The following is a 14,795-nucleotide window of genomic DNA, read 5'->3' on the forward strand; positions in this document are numbered from 1 at the left end:
CCCTAATAGTCCTAATATACTTACTACTTTAGATTGATAAATAATTGTCAGTTAATAAATTAAAAAAGGCATCTACATAAGTAGATGCCTAACCGTGATAAGGAGTGTTCTGCGAGGTTAGAATAAGCTTTTCAGCTTGTCCTATGCTATCAATATATGTTTTATTTTATAAAGTGTGCATAGTTGATAGAATGATTTTATCCTTCTCTATCATCCATTTTGAATCTATTCATAAATAAGACGACTCTAGTTTCTATAACATTTCATATGTTTTAACCTTCTTGAGAGCTATCTATTTTTGTAGTTTCTCCAGTCAATCGCTTATTTTTTAATTCAAAATAAGCATCTAAAACTTCTTTTCCAATATCAGAGTTAATACCAGATTTATCATTAATAACCCACGGCACAACTACAGAGAATGCTACTTCAGGATTATCATACGGCGCATATCCTGCTAACGTTAAATTATAACATTCTCTTCGCTCACCTTTTTCATTTCTTCCAATATCACTTTCTCCACCGTATACTGTCTGTGCTGTCCCTGTTTTACCTGCTGGCTTATAAGATGCTTTTTGGAACGCCCTTACTCCTGTTCCATCACCTTCCTGGAATACCCTTCTAAATCCTTCTTTTACTTGATTTATATATTCCTCTTTCATATCTATCTTATTTAAAACGATTGGTTCTACTGCATGCACCACTTTACCAATCTCATCTTTTTGCGACGTTTGCTCTCTTACCTCTTGAACAATTTGTGGCTTCATTCGATATCCACCGTTTGCGATTGTTGAAATATACTGTACAAGCTGAAGTGGTGTATAGGTGTCATACTGACCAATTGAGTAGTCTAGTAAGAAACCAGGTTGATTATCTTTTTTACCAATTTGTCCAGCTGTTTCATTCGGTAAATCAATACCCGTTGGAACACCTAATCCAAATTGCCTGAAATAATACCTCATTTTATCAAAGTACTCCTGTTTAATATTCAATGAACTATTTTTCACATAATCTACACCTGCAATTTTTAATGCTGTATTAAACATATAAACGTTTGAAGAGACTTGTAACGCTCTTAAATCATCAATATTTCCAAACTCTTTCCAAGACTTTTTTTCCTTAGTTCCTTTAAACTTCATAGGTGCATCATAAAAATAAGTACCTGGTGTTATAGCGTTCGTTTCAAATCCAGTTAAAACTGTCGCACCTTTAACTGTTGATCCAAGCTCATAAGAACTAGTCATTGTGCCTAATGCATAGTCTTCAACTTCTGTTTTTCCGTCTTTTTCTACAAGTCTTTTCCCGGCCATGGATAATACTTGTCCGTTTTTCGGATTCATCATCACAACGAAAGCACGGTCCAACATGGATTCTGACCCTTTATATGCCTTTAATATTTTTTCAATACTTTCTTCTACTTCCTTCTGTAATTCCATATCTATTGTTAAAGTTAAATTCTTACCGCTTTTTCCCTCAGAAACGGTTTCCGTTCTAATTGTATTACCTTGTTTATCTGCAACGCTTCTTACTTCTTTTTTTGTACCATGAAGTACATCTTCATATTGCTGCTCGATATAACTTTTTCCAACCCTATCATTTCGGCTATAATCACGTACCAAGTAGTAATCTAATCGTTCGCTTGGTAATCCTTCATCGGAATTAGAAACATTTCCAAGAACAGATCGGAATAATCCATCATTTACGTACACTCTCTCCCAATCCACCGATACGTCTACACCTGGGAGATTCGCTAAACCTTCACTAATTATAGTAAATTCCTTTTCACTAACATCTTTTTTAATAATTTGAGGGGCCATTTGATAACCAGAAGTCATCTTACTTTTAATAGCTAACACTTTTATATCTTTCTCTGTTAATTCCTGAAGATTTTTATCTGTAACCCGTTTTCTTTTTAACTCTTCTATTTTTTTATCTAGCTTCTTGCCGCTAATATCCTTTTCTCTAAATGTATCTATTTCTTTTTTCGATACTAGATTTTCAGCCAGTTTCGGATTTAATTGCATCCAAAAATCTTTCTTATCTGTCTCATTTAACTTATCTATATCTTCTTGCGGCATTTCAATTATGTCTACAAGTTGTCTTGCGGTTTTTAATATATCTTCTGATTTTACACCTTTCATCTTTGTGTACGTGATCGTGCGTAAAGATGTATTATCAACAACTGGATTCCCTTCTCGATCAAATATTTTTCCACGTGGGACAGATAGACTCACAGTTGCATTTTCTCTCTTTTCTACTTCATTTTTATAAGTCTCTCCATCGAAAATTTGCACTTTACCTAACTGTATAATCATTGCAGAAAATAATAAAAATACACAAAGAAATAAAATATTTAACCGCGTCGGTATTGCTCTACCACTTTTTTTCTCATGCTTTGTCACCTTGTCATAATCTCCTCCTTACAGAATTCCTAATAATAATTGAATCTATATATTAAAAGTAATGCACATTTTCTATACAGTACTTTGCACAAATATTAATATACTGATAAAAACTTAATAAAAATTAAAACAAAGGTTAAGAAAAGGTAAAGTTTACTAAATTAAATATAAAAATCCCCAATAACCGAAAGCTTAACTTTTGGTTATTGGGGATTTAGTAATTTAAGAGTTAATAATTGGACGTATTGATTCGAATCTATCATCATAATTTGATAGAGATTTTTCACTCTGAGCTTTCGGCAAGTAAATCGTTACTGTTGTCCCGACTCCAACTTCACTCATAATACTTATATTCCCTTGATGACTTTCAATGATTTTATAACTTAACATTAATCCGATACCGGTACCTTTTTCTTTTGTACTATAAAAAGGCTCACCTAATCTCTTAATTCTATCTTCAGGTATCCCTATTCCTTCATCAATTACATGAATAATAACACCTTCATCGTTTATCTCTTTAATATGAATTGTAATTTTCCCACCATTTGGCATAGCTTCGATTGAATTTTGCAAAATATTAATAAACACTTGTTTCAATTGATTTTCTGAGCATTCAATGCTTATGTCTTTGGTGTCTGCATATAGTTCCACTTGAATATTCGTCATAATTGCTTTTGTATTCATTAACGATACGACATTATTATAAATTTGATAAATATTTTTTTGTTCTGTATTTATCTCATCTGTTTTAGCAATTGATAAAAACTCTTGAAGAATCGCTTCTATTCTTTCAATTTCAGAAAGCATTAAATCAAAATATTTTTCTTGATCTTCTTTATTAATTTGAAATAACTGTATAAACCCTTTAATGACAGTTAATGGGTTCCTCACTTCATGAGCCACACCAGCTGCTAATTGACCAATTGCTGCAAGTGTATCTGATTTATTTAGCAATTCTTCTGTCTTTTTCCGTTCTGTAATATCGCGTACAATGATCATAATTTTATCTTGTAATAATGGTAAGCATCTAGCTTCAAAGAAATCGATACTCCTATTAATTGTAAGTGGATATTCAACAATTACATTCGTTCCTTTTTCCTTCACTTGATGAATTGCTTCCTGAAACTGCTGTGCTACTGGAGATGGTAATACTTCAAAAAACTTTTTTCCCATAAAAGCTTGTGCCGGTACATAAAATTTCGAAGGGGATCCTGCTTTATAATCTATAATTGTGCCATCATCTTCTGTTAAGAAACATAAATCTGGTAAAGCCTTAAAAATTAATTCCAATTCAGACGTTTGTTGTTTTAACTGCTCTTCTATCGCTTTTAAATGTGTAATATCTACTCCGACAGCCCAGTAGCTATATCCTGTTACAGGAAACTGTTCTGATATATTGGACCACATGATTGTTTTGATTTCACCATTTTTACATGTTAAGTGCATTTCCCAATCCCTGAAATTTTTTCCGCAAGTTAAAAATTTCGTTTGTATTTGGTGACGATAATTATGATCTGGGTACAATAATTGAAGGGCATTTGGATTTCCTATTATTTCTTCAGCGGTATAACCTGTTACAATTTCACACTCCCGATTCCACAAAACAAAATCTCCATTATAATCAAGCGCATCAACCATAACAGGCATGTTTTGTAAAATCGTATGCAGTTCCTCCTCTTTTCGAGAAAGTAACGTTGTATTTTTACTTTGAAATACTTTTGTCGCCCCATCTATAATTAGATTTGAAAGCATTTCAAAGTATTTTTGACAATTGAAAATGTCAATTTTGTTTGACCATACTACAAAAGATCCTAAATGTTGATTGTATAAAAAAATGGGGATTTCAATTTTGGGAAGTTTACATATTTTCATCTCATTTATTCCAAAAGAAAATATACATTCTTTTTCAGCATCAAGAAGTTGATGTGATATGTTGGTTAATTTATAAAACTGTTCTGCCATGGTTTCTATTGTACTCACATCAATAAGTTCCATTAGCCGCGCATTCATTCCTTTTTCACCTCAATATGTAAAATTAATACAAATTCAAAATTTATACTTCTCCATTATACGAAGAATGTGCCTTTAGGTATATAGCTGCAGAATAATTATTCGAACAAATTTTATTTTTCAATTAAAAAAGAGAAGAATTTACGTATAAAATGAAACTTTAATCATTATGTATTCCATCAAACACCAATTTTAATTTGACAAGCAACCGATAACGCGCCCTCATGCATAGATTTAACTATGACAATAGCATTATTCATATCGCTTGTAGTAGTATAAAAATACAAAAAATATAAAGTTCATAAAATTTTCACAATTAATATGAAAAATATAAACATTTATTCCAATATATTCTATATAATAAAATGTAATAAGGCTTCTATGAATCTCATAGAATACCTTACCCCTAATAAAAAGAAAAAAAGAATCTATTTGGATTCTTTTTTTCTTTTTATATTACATTACATATTTATATAAAGCATGTGCAACACCGTGTTCTTCATTTGATAAGGTTTCGTATTGACACATCGCTTTTATTTCTTCCACAGCATTCCCCATTGCAATTGATATGTTCGCTTTTTCCATCATGGAAACATCGTTTAGCCCATCACCAATCGCTACAGTATTTTCGACTGGAATATTCAGGTGTTCTGCTAAAGTATATAATCCATTTCCTTTTTGAGCATCTCGATGATTAATCTCTAAATTATGCCAATATGAAGATGTAATTGCTAAATCAGTATTATGCAGAAACGTTTCTTTTAATTTTTTTAATTTTTCTATGTCATAAGAAAATGGTAAAAGTTTATGCACATGTATATCTGTTTCTACAATCGGTTTACAACTTTCTGCACTATGAAACGCTGTATGCTCCAGGTATAAAGCTGCGATAGTTTCTAATTCTTTCAAGTCGAAATTTTCTTTTGAATTTTTCACATACTCGATTTCATTACGTACACTCTCTACTCCATAATCCGGTACGTACACACCTTTATTAGTATAAAGCTGATAATATAAGCCATTCTCTTCAAGATAATTCACAATCTCAAGTGCTTGCATATTTTGAATTGGATATCTCTTCATCATTTTATTATCTTTATATATAAGCGCACCATTTTCTGCAATAATTGGACACTCTAAATTAACTTCTAACAACAATCTTTCAATGTCAACGATAGAACGTCCTGTACAAATTGCTACAACATGACCCGCTTCCTGACATTTTCGAATTGCTTCTGCATTCTCTTTACTAATCATTTTATTCCCCGAAAGAAGAGTTCCATCTAAATCAATTGCGATTAATTTCATTATTTCTTCACCACTTTCTATATATACACGAATTTATATTGAACGAAAGGTATCGTTTTCATACTGATTTCGTGAAGTACCCTTTATTTATAATTTATGAAAAGCGTTTCAGGTCAAGAAATAATTAAAAATAAAATCAAAAGCTTTTCTTTTTAAAGAAAAGCTTTTGATTTTAAACTATGAACTATAACTAATATATTTTGTCTCACACATATACACATTTTTTTCTTCAGTTGGAACATATACTTTAAACTTTTCTAAACGTTTTCCGTAAATATGTATAGTGATGACGCTTTCATTTTCTTCTATTTCAAGAATATGACAATCAGTTGGTGGAATGACTTTATCTGTTTCACCTTCTCCCAAATAAAGATTTCCTGTATGCCTTAAATAAACAAGTGAATTTTCAAGCTGCTTAGTTTGTATAAAGTTCTGCACCATTATTCTTCCTGTAAAAACGCCTTCTACTCCCCATGTGCCATCGTGATCATGTAAAGGTGTAGATTGACCATCTTTCCATACAAGAGCTAATACTTCAAAACGCTTTAAAGGATCTTCATATAGCAAGTGTCGTGCATATTGAGTCGAATTCACCTTCTGTTTCTCTAACGGAAGCCATCTTTTCTTTTCTAATAGTTTTCCTAGTAATTTTTCAATTGCACAAACCATTTTCTCTTCGGATAAATTACTATCTATTAAATCGGTTACAGCTTTAATAAATACTTGAAACGTTTTGCTTCCATTACACGTTAACATAAGTATCCTCCTCTACTCTTCTTTCACACACTTCCATACTATAAAACACACTAGAATTTTACAATTGAGAAATGAAAAACAAGGTACAATACAATGCACCTTGCTCAACGTCTTACCTAGTTTTCAAAAGAATAGGTAAGTATTTTAATGTTTGTTCATTTTCCAATATACATTTTTCTAAATTGAACGATGGAGATAACTCTATTTTTTCAAAGACATTTATAAAGGTAGTTAATGCAATTTCAGCTTCTAAACGTGCAAGTGGTGCCCCTAAGCAAAAGTGAGGTCCTTTACCAAAGGTTAAATGCTTTTCATTTCCTATTCTGTGTAAATTAAATTCAGAAGCTTGTAAGAATTTTTTCTCATCTACATTTGCTGCACTTACCCATGCAACAATCATTTGATCCTTTTTCATAAAAGGTCCAAATATATTTGTGTCCTCTGTAATCCTCCTAGCTAATGTAACGGGAAAGCGATAGCGTAATACTTCCTCAATCGCTTTTGAAATTAATTTAGGTGATTCCCTTAATTCTTTATATGTTCCAGGCGAGTCCACTAAAAAACAATAGAAGCTATTAATAATTAAATTTGTAGTTGTTTCATTACCAGCCGCTAATAAACCTAAAGAAAAAGTAACAATTTCTTCATCGGTTAATCTTTCACCTTCATATTCAGCTCGTATTAAATCTGAGATAATATCGTCGGTTAAATGATATCTTTTATTTTGAACAATTGGAAGAAGATATGCTTTAAATTCATTTAACGCAACTCCTTTTTCTACATCCAAATCGTTAAATTTTTCTTTACTATATGGCATAAATAAAATATCAGACCATTCTTTAATTTTTTTACGGTCAGTTATTGGTACTCCTAATAAATCGGATATGACAGTAACAGGTAAAGGTGCAGCAAACTCTTCAACGATATTAACCTCACTATATTTTCCAATATGTTGTACAAGTTCATTTGCGATAGCCTGTATTCGAGGTTTCCATTGTTCTAAACTTCTTGGAGTAAATGCTTTAGAAACGATAGAACGTACATTGCGATGTTCTGGTGGATCAGTAGAGTTTATATTTATCCTAGTTTCTAAAGGAGGGATTGAGAATTGCCTTCGCTCCCTTCTACTTGAAAATAAGCGATAATCCGATAAAACTCGATTTACATCATCGTATAAAAAAACATTCCATACATCCTGCTCCTCATCATAATGAACCGGATGATTATCCCTCATAAATTGATACCATTCATACGGATTCCACAATTCTTCTTTTGTTTTCAGCTTTGAAATTTCATGAACTAAAATCACATTTTCCGGCGAAGCCATAGTTCTTTCCTCCCTTTTCTTTTACAATAAAAGTGATAGGTCGGCAGTTCAAAGTTGTATAATCTAACATATGTTATTTTAACATATACAAAAGGAGATTTTTCATTGGGGAACTTGAGAAATATATAAGGGGGATTTTTATGTACGTTGACATTTTACTATTAGCAGAATTAACAACTGGACCAAAACATGGATATGAAATAAAGAAAAATGTTCAAAACCGGTTAGGTGAGAATTTCGAATTAAATCATAACACACTTTATCCCGCTCTTCGGCGTTTCGAAAATATGGGTGCTATAACGAAAAAAATACATAAACAAGTCGGAAAGCCAAACCGAAATATGTACGATATAACTGAAACAGGTGAAGAAATTTTTTCAGAAATGTTAAGAGAGTTTCCTGAAAAAATTGCGACAAATAACGCTGAGTTCCTTGTACGTATCGCTCTATTTGAAAAACTTGATTACGAAGGTAGAAAAGAAATTTTAACAATACGCCAAGACGTACTACATAAACAGCTTACTGCTATTCAATCTTTAGATGTTAGCTCATCTTTTATTACAGAAGTCATTGCATTTAGTAAATCACGTATTGAACATGAATTGCTCTGGATTACATCACTTATGAACAAAATATGAAAAAATAACAAGAAAAGTTAAAAACAATGAATGAAAATGATATTTATTATCAATACTATAATTAATAAAAGGGCAACCACGATTTGGCTACCCTTTAAAAGTTTATATTTCTGGATCGAAAGTTTTGCAATCTGTTTCTTCCGTAGTTGATGCTTGTTTCCCTTTATTACTTACTACATAAATTGCATCTGCACTACATTTATTGCCGTTAGCCCAAAATTTACAGTTGTTTACTTCACATAAAACGTCTTGTGCCATAGTATCACACCTCCTTGTTCTATTATCATTAACAAAATTCGGAGGTATGATACTCTTTGTCATGCATTTTTTATTACCTTTTTAGCTTTCTTAATGGTTCAATATCTCCTCGTACAATAGCATCTATATTTTCTGTTATTTTTTCAATGTCAAAATGCCACCATTGAATTTGCAATAATTCTTCTATTATTGTATTTGTAAATCGTTCCTTTATTTTATTTGCAGGGTTTCCGCCAACAATTGTATATGGTGCTACGTCTCTAGTCACAACAGATTTAGCTGCAATAATTGCACCATCCCCTACTTTTATTCCTGGCATAATAGTTGTATCCATACCAATCCAAACGTCATTTCCTATAACTGTATCACCTTTGTAAGGTAAATCAGACAAATTAGGTGTATACTTCTCCCACCCATTTCCAAATATATTAAATGGATATGCCGAAAATCCATCCATCCGATGATTCGCTCCGTTCATAATAAAGTTAACTCCATTTGCAATACAACAAAACTTTCCAATAGTAAGATGATCTCCAAGAAATTCATAATGATGTAATACTCGATCTTCAAATGTTTCTCCATCTTTCGCATCATAATAAGAATAGTCACCAACAAGTATATTAGCTTTCGTTATTGTATTTTTTATAAAATGGACATTTTGATTTCCTTCAATAGGATATTTAACATTTGGATTAGGATTCATGTTGTACAGCACTTCCTTTACCATTTATTTCACTTTCTACAGCTATTACTGGTTTTAAATTGTATATAGGTAAAATAAATAATAATCCAATTATAAATAGTAAAGCTGTGCCCTCATACATCGTACTTAATGAGAACACCTCTTTTAATGAACCAGCAATACTCATTGTTACTACCATTGAACCGGTGAATAGTGGACTTAAAATGCCATTTACACGACCAATAAAATCTGTATCGCTGTTTTGAATAATGAGCGTATTAATACCTATTTGGATACATGGAAGAGCTAACCCACTAAAAAGTTGTGCTGTAAGTGTCACCCATAAATTCGTCGAATAACCTATAATACCAATGCCGATCGCCTGACCGAACATCCCTACAATTAACATCTTTTGCGGAGCAACATTTTTCGCAAATACCATCGCTAAAGCGCCGCCAACAATCATTCCTGCACCATTTACTGTTAGTAACCATTGTAAACTCTCTTTTGATAGTCCTAACTGCTCAGTTACAATAAATATACCAAGTGGCTGAATTAAACCAATACCGAGTCCTGCTGCCATAAAACAAAGCCCTAGCAAAGTTAATGCTTTTTTCTTTTTTACGTATTTAATACCGTCTAGCATTTCCTGTAACAACGTGATTTCTTTTTTCTCATTTTTATTCTCAAGATCTTTCGGGAGAAATAACAACACAGCTGCTGCCAGTAAAAAAGCGATACCTGTTATGATAATTGAAATATAAATTCCAAAACTATGAAAGATAAATGTTCCAAGAATCGGTCCTAACACCATAAAAATCGCAAATATTGTTTGATATATAGACATCGCTAATTGGATTTGTTCCGTTGATAAATGCTGTTTAAACAATTTCATACCTGATGGTTGAGAAAACTGCGAAAGGATTGCAGAAATAAGTGTAACAAAAAACACGATTTTCCATGTTCCAAACATAAGTGTAATTAATACAGCGAATACTGAAATGGAACTTAACGTTTCACACCATATCATTGTCTTCTTTGGTTTCCACCTATCAGCAAAGGTTCCACCTATAAAGGAAAAGATGAAGATTGGAGCAAACTCAGCAACCGAAATCATCGAAATAGCAAAAGCATCACCTTTCGTCATTTCCATTACATATAGTAATACCGCAAAGTTCCGAACCCATATTCCAATTTGTAAAAATAATGCTGATGCAAGAATTCCTTGCACAAACCGATTTTTTAATACTTGTGATACCCCATTGTTTTGTTTCGTTACTACATTTGTCGACATAAAAAAGCCCCCTATTTCATGTTCTGAACAGGAGGCAGCACAAATCATATAAAAAGACTATATTTTCGCAGAGCGAAATACATCCCTTTTCTATAAATGCACAGACTAATCCTATTCAGAAGAATATTTCGTTTTTTAACGAAGATCTCTTACAAATAGAATTAGTTGATCATTGGGATGTTTTCACCCTTCCGTTTCGAATTTAAATAACACATACATACTCTATGTAAATCATTTTCTATGTATGCATGTCTACAATAAATATTCTAGAATGTTAATGGTAATTCCTCTAAAGAACGCATTAAATAATTCCCCTGCCATTTAATGTCTTCACGTTTCCCTTTTATTTGTAGTTCAGGCATTCGATTAAATAAAGTAGTAATGGCAATCCTTGCTTCTAACCTAGCAAGCGGAGCACCTAAGCAGAAATGGCTACCATGGCCAAAAGCAATATGACGATTATTCTCCCGAGTAATATCGAATACTTCCGGATTTTCAAATACCGTTTCATCACGGTTTGCAGAAGCTAATGCAATGACAACCATATCTCCTCTTTCGATTGTTCGGTCGTGAATTTGAAAAGGTTCATCTGCCCATCTTGAAGTTGTAACCTCAACTGGAGAATAATATCGTAATACTTCCTCAATAGCTGCATCAATTAATTTTGGATTTTCTTTTAATAACTGTAATTGATCCGGATTTTCGAGAAGTGCTAATACCGTATTTGTTATTAAATTTACCGTTGTCTCATGTCCCGCCACAATTAGTAACATGATCATTGAATATAGTTCTCGGGCGCTAAGTTTATGCCCTTCATTTTCCGCAAGTATTAATGCACTCACCAAGTCTTCTTTTGGCTCTTTTCGTTTATTATCAACTAAATATTGAAGATATGTAATAAACTCAGATAGTTGCTTTTCAGTTTCTCTTATTTCTTCTGGTGTTTCTGGGGAAGCAATGACAGCATGAGACCAAATTCTAAATTTCGCTTGATCTTCTTTTGGAATGCCTAGCATTTCACTTATTACAATAATCGGTAAAGGAAACGAGTAATCATCAACAAGATTTAATGAACTTTTTCGCTCGACTTCATTTAACAAATCATCTGCAATATCCTGTATTCTTCCTTCCAATTGCGTGATCATCTTCGGTGTAAAAGCTTTTTGTACGAGTGATCGTAAACGATTGTGGTTAGGTGGATCTGAATTTAGCATGTGCGTCGTTAAATAATCACTATTATCAACAGTAAGAAAGACATTCAATGTATCTTGAGAAAATACATTGGCCGGATCTTTTTTTAAGCGATTATCTTTTAATAGTGGCAAAGCATCTTCATATCTTGTAATAAGCCACTCTGCACCTAATTCAGTTTTATTCACAAATAAGATAGGTTGCACTTTTCTAGATTCTTTATAAATTTCATACGCATCTTCTTTAAACTGAGCTGAAGCTAAATTAATACCATCTTCTATTCTTAGCCCAACTTTGTTTTTCATTGACATTGTATTCCCTCACTCTCATTTGTTTTTGAAAACCAACCAACATATGCATTATACTCTAATAAAAACGAGAAAATTGTAAATTTTCATTCGAAATCTTACTTCTTATATTGAAAAATAAAAAGTGAGAGAGTAAAATGCTTTTACTCTCTCACTTTTCTTTACGCAAAGCACATGAAATTACTAATTTGTTGATAGCGATAACTTACTTTACGACGGCGACCACCTTGCCAAGTGTAACCTGAAACCCCATTTCTCCTCACTTCAGTCGGGAAGAACCATAAGTCTCTTCCGAAAGGTCCAGGACGATGCAAACGTAAATAGCCCCATCTTCCTAGACAGTTACACATCCATGATTTCATATTCCCTGCTTGAGCTGGAGAAGCAAATGTAGACGGTAACGACGGCGCTTGTGACGGTGGTGGTGACGTTGGAGCATCTTCCGCATCATCTGGTCTATAATCTTCTTGTTCCAATTCTCTCATTTCATTTACAGATTCATACCCGTAGTTTTGCGGATTATAATACATCCCTTGATCATATGGATAATTTTGCTGGTTATACATATTAACAAATCACCTACTTTTCATTTAGTACCTTTAACATTCATATGTGATATGCCCCCTATAGGAAGCTTATGTATAGCCTAAATTCATAAAAAATGTTGCAAACTACAAATAGAAGAGATCAAAAATAAATCTCTCCTATTTGCCACTATGCAAAGCACATATAATTACTAATTTGTTTATATTGGTAAGTTACCTTAAAACGATGACCATCTTGCCAAGTATATCCTGATACATCAAACCGGCTAACTTCTGTTGGGAAAAACCATAAATCTCTTCCAAAAGTAGCAGGTATATTTAACCTTAAATAGCCCATCTTCCTAAACAATTGCACATCCATGATCTCATTTGAGATGTTGGTACAGGAGTAGCAAATGCAGAAGGTAAACTGGGGAGGTTCGATGGAGGTAGTAACTTTGGTGCATCATCTAATTGACATGAACAAAACTGATTGTTCAATGAGCTACTCCTCCTAATTATTAATAAATTCTATATGATATATGAATTTTCTTTTTATATAAAACTTCCATAAAGGAAAAACTTCTCTTTTATTCCCCAAAAAATCCCCTTCTAATTCTTTATTAGAAGAGGATTTTTGTTTAAATGCTATTTCAACTTCACACTATAAAAACGCATTTCATTTAACGAACCTTCAAATTCAAAAACTTCTTTTTTAATTAATTGCTTTAAACGATATTCTAAAAATGTATCGCCAACCAACTGATCAGCAAGACCAAGTGCCTCACCAATTACTCTAGGAGCTTTTAGGAACTCACAATCAGCACCTACACTTTTCGCGCATTCAATAATAAATTGATCAAAATAATCTTCTTGTACCGAATACACTTCATTTTCATTCCAAACTCTTAAAAACTCCGTACTATTCGATAATTTATCCCATTCATATTCATACTCCATTCGCTTTTCTTTCGTTACATACGGAAATGCTGCAAAACTTTTTTGCAATAGAGCTAAACTGTCAGGCGATAATTCTCCTGTTCCACGAATAGCATACTCTTTTTTTAATATTTCTTTACTTGCTTCAGACGTATTAATAACGCGAATGTTTTTCTTATCTTTTAATTGCGCCATTACAAAACATAGGCCTACATGTTCATGTGCGTTATTAGCTTTCCAAATTGTAATAGGTGTTTCAATAGGAATAGTGTGTAGTTCTTCCATAGTTTCTAAAAACCTTGGTAAATACTCTACTTCAAAATAATTATCATAAGCAGTTAAATTGTTTACTAACCATTTCTGTCTTGCAAGTTGTCCCTCATACATATGTAACTTGTTTATCGGCCCAATTGAAAAAAATTCAGAAAAAGCGACAACCCTCTCTTCCAATTGTTCTTCTTGACTAAGCATATATTTTAAACATCCAGCTGTTGAATCATCAAACGCAATATGTACGTGTGTGCTTTCTTTTACATTTCTTATATATGATGTATTACTCGTTAGTTGCTTAGGAATATCCATCAAATTTTTAATTGCATCTTCACTATAGTTTTCTTCTAACAAATTTAACTGAATTAGAATACTTTGAAGTAAATGTTTTGCTTCATCTTCATACATATCCTCTACAACATTTTTGATTTTGTCTATCATACAAATCCCTCTATTCATTTCATAAATAACGTATATTATAGTGTATCATTTTAGTATCATTCTTTTAAAGTTTTTTTAAGTAAAAGCATTTATTATTCAGATTGCTACAGCTATCCACATTTTCAACAAAATCTCTCCTACAATTCTTAATTACTAAATATTCTTTTGTAAATCCCTTTATTTAAATGTATAATTATATAGAAAATAAAAAATACAGGAGCTATATGCATGGAGAAAGCGATTACTACTTATAAACATTATTTAAAAAATTGGAGATTTATATTTATTTGTATATTACCTACTATCGCCATATTATATGTTTTCGATGTCATCTTTGAACTACTATTTCATCAAGATTTCTATTTATCAAACTTAATTTTTGCTATTATATTATTTTTAATATTTATTAACATCAAAGATATGTTTAAAATTGAAAGTTAAAGAACGGGA

General features: G+C 32.2%; 13 protein-coding genes and 1 pseudogene. 2 read left to right on the forward strand and 12 right to left on the reverse strand.

The annotated features are described in order from the left end of the window. Nucleotides 1–272: 272 nt before the first annotated feature. The 5 genes from DN393_RS13590 to DN393_RS13610 form a co-directional block, all read right to left on the reverse strand. Nucleotides 273–2,399: a peptidoglycan D,D-transpeptidase FtsI family protein gene (locus tag DN393_RS13590; RefSeq protein WP_098101527.1), complete on the reverse strand. Its 2,127-nt coding sequence runs from the start codon at nucleotides 2,397–2,399 to the stop codon at nucleotides 273–275. A 222-nt stretch (nucleotides 2,400–2,621) separates the two neighbouring features. Further along, the gene (locus DN393_RS13595) at nucleotides 2,622–4,409 is read right to left on the reverse strand and encodes a PAS domain-containing sensor histidine kinase (protein ID WP_064475362.1); all 1,788 of its coding nucleotides are present in this window, start codon (nucleotides 4,407–4,409) and stop codon (nucleotides 2,622–2,624) included. Nucleotides 4,410–4,865: 456 nt separating this feature from the next. After that, nucleotides 4,866–5,717 carry a Cof-type HAD-IIB family hydrolase gene (locus DN393_RS13600; protein ID WP_064475361.1) on the reverse strand — a complete coding sequence of 284 codons (852 nt, stop codon included), beginning with the start codon at nucleotides 5,715–5,717 and terminating at the stop codon, nucleotides 4,866–4,868. Nucleotides 5,718–5,894: 177 nt separating this feature from the next. Next, a complete protein-coding gene (locus tag DN393_RS13605; protein WP_064475360.1) occupies nucleotides 5,895–6,473 on the reverse strand; it encodes a cysteine dioxygenase family protein in 579 nt (192 codons plus the stop codon). Nucleotides 6,474–6,585: 112 nt separating this feature from the next. Continuing rightward, nucleotides 6,586–7,800 (reverse strand): cytochrome P450, encoded by a 1,215-nt coding sequence (locus DN393_RS13610; RefSeq protein ID WP_064475359.1) that lies wholly within the window; start codon nucleotides 7,798–7,800, stop codon nucleotides 6,586–6,588. Between the two features lie 140 nt (nucleotides 7,801–7,940). Here DN393_RS13610 and DN393_RS13615 point away from each other — a divergent pair, with 140 nt between their 5' ends. Beyond that, nucleotides 7,941–8,438: a PadR family transcriptional regulator gene (locus DN393_RS13615; protein ID WP_064475358.1), complete on the forward strand. Its 498-nt coding sequence runs from the start codon at nucleotides 7,941–7,943 to the stop codon at nucleotides 8,436–8,438. 102 nt (nucleotides 8,439–8,540) lie between these two features. Here DN393_RS13615 and DN393_RS13620 read toward each other — a convergent pair whose 3' ends face one another. From DN393_RS13620 to DN393_RS13655, 7 genes and pseudogenes are all read right to left on the reverse strand, one after another. After that, nucleotides 8,541–8,696: a DUF1540 domain-containing protein gene (locus DN393_RS13620; RefSeq protein ID WP_000046093.1), complete on the reverse strand. Its 156-nt coding sequence runs from the start codon at nucleotides 8,694–8,696 to the stop codon at nucleotides 8,541–8,543. Between the two features lie 73 nt (nucleotides 8,697–8,769). Beyond that, nucleotides 8,770–9,399 carry a Vat family streptogramin A O-acetyltransferase gene (locus DN393_RS13625; RefSeq protein WP_149173582.1) on the reverse strand — a complete coding sequence of 210 codons (630 nt, stop codon included), beginning with the start codon at nucleotides 9,397–9,399 and terminating at the stop codon, nucleotides 8,770–8,772. After that, entirely contained in the window at nucleotides 9,389–10,672 is a 1,284-nt protein-coding gene (locus tag DN393_RS13630) for an MFS transporter (protein WP_064475356.1), read from the reverse strand. Before DN393_RS13630 ends, DN393_RS13625 begins: the two co-directional genes overlap by 11 nt. A gap of 266 nt (nucleotides 10,673–10,938) precedes the next feature. Beyond that, nucleotides 10,939–12,174, reverse strand: a complete 1,236-nt coding sequence (cypA, locus tag DN393_RS13640) for a cytochrome P450 (protein ID WP_064475355.1) — start codon at nucleotides 12,172–12,174, stop codon at nucleotides 10,939–10,941. Between the two features lie 158 nt (nucleotides 12,175–12,332). After that, nucleotides 12,333–12,737, reverse strand: a complete 405-nt coding sequence (locus DN393_RS13645; RefSeq protein ID WP_064475354.1) for a hypothetical protein — start codon at nucleotides 12,735–12,737, stop codon at nucleotides 12,333–12,335. A 148-nt stretch (nucleotides 12,738–12,885) separates the two neighbouring features. Further along, nucleotides 12,886–13,166, reverse strand: a pseudogene (locus DN393_RS13650) (hypothetical protein); the annotation flags it as partial. 177 nt (nucleotides 13,167–13,343) lie between these two features. Continuing rightward, entirely contained in the window at nucleotides 13,344–14,345 is a 1,002-nt protein-coding gene (locus DN393_RS13655; RefSeq protein WP_149173583.1) for a DUF1835 domain-containing protein, read from the reverse strand. Between the two features lie 228 nt (nucleotides 14,346–14,573). Between DN393_RS13655 and DN393_RS13660 the strand changes: the two genes are divergently transcribed. Next, complete coding sequence (locus DN393_RS13660; RefSeq protein WP_000409414.1) at nucleotides 14,574–14,786, forward strand: hypothetical protein; 213 nt, start codon at nucleotides 14,574–14,576, stop codon at nucleotides 14,784–14,786. Nucleotides 14,787–14,795: the final 9 nt, after the last annotated feature.

Source organism: Bacillus sp. BPN334, from assembly GCF_008368885.1.
Lineage (GTDB): Bacteria > Bacillota > Bacilli > Bacillales > Bacillaceae_G > Bacillus_A > Bacillus_A wiedmannii.

Bases quoted from the DNA above. Each gene is read 5' to 3' on its own strand.
- DN393_RS13625 (WP_149173582.1), bottom strand. From the start codon at position 9,399: ATGAATCCTAATCCAAATGTTAAATATCCTATTGAAGGAAATCAAAAT.
- DN393_RS13620 (WP_000046093.1), bottom strand. From the start codon at position 8,696: ATGGCACAAGACGTTTTATGTGAAGTAAACAACTGTAAATTTTGGGCT.
- DN393_RS13600 (WP_064475361.1), bottom strand. From the start codon at position 5,717: ATGAAATTAATCGCAATTGATTTAGATGGAACTCTTCTTTCGGGGAAT.
- DN393_RS13615 (WP_064475358.1), top strand. From the start codon at position 7,941: ATGTACGTTGACATTTTACTATTAGCAGAATTAACAACTGGACCAAAA.
- DN393_RS13645 (WP_064475354.1), bottom strand. From the start codon at position 12,737: ATGTATAACCAGCAAAATTATCCATATGATCAAGGGATGTATTATAAT.
- DN393_RS13660 (WP_000409414.1), top strand. From the start codon at position 14,574: ATGGAGAAAGCGATTACTACTTATAAACATTATTTAAAAAATTGGAGA.
- DN393_RS13605 (WP_064475360.1), bottom strand. From the start codon at position 6,473: ATGTTAACGTGTAATGGAAGCAAAACGTTTCAAGTATTTATTAAAGCT.
- DN393_RS13610 (WP_064475359.1), bottom strand. From the start codon at position 7,800: ATGGCTTCGCCGGAAAATGTGATTTTAGTTCATGAAATTTCAAAGCTG.
- DN393_RS13630 (WP_064475356.1), bottom strand. From the start codon at position 10,672: ATGTCGACAAATGTAGTAACGAAACAAAACAATGGGGTATCACAAGTA.
- cypA (WP_064475355.1), bottom strand. From the start codon at position 12,174: ATGTCAATGAAAAACAAAGTTGGGCTAAGAATAGAAGATGGTATTAAT.
- DN393_RS13595 (WP_064475362.1), bottom strand. From the start codon at position 4,409: ATGAATGCGCGGCTAATGGAACTTATTGATGTGAGTACAATAGAAACC.
- DN393_RS13655 (WP_149173583.1), bottom strand. From the start codon at position 14,345: ATGATAGACAAAATCAAAAATGTTGTAGAGGATATGTATGAAGATGAA.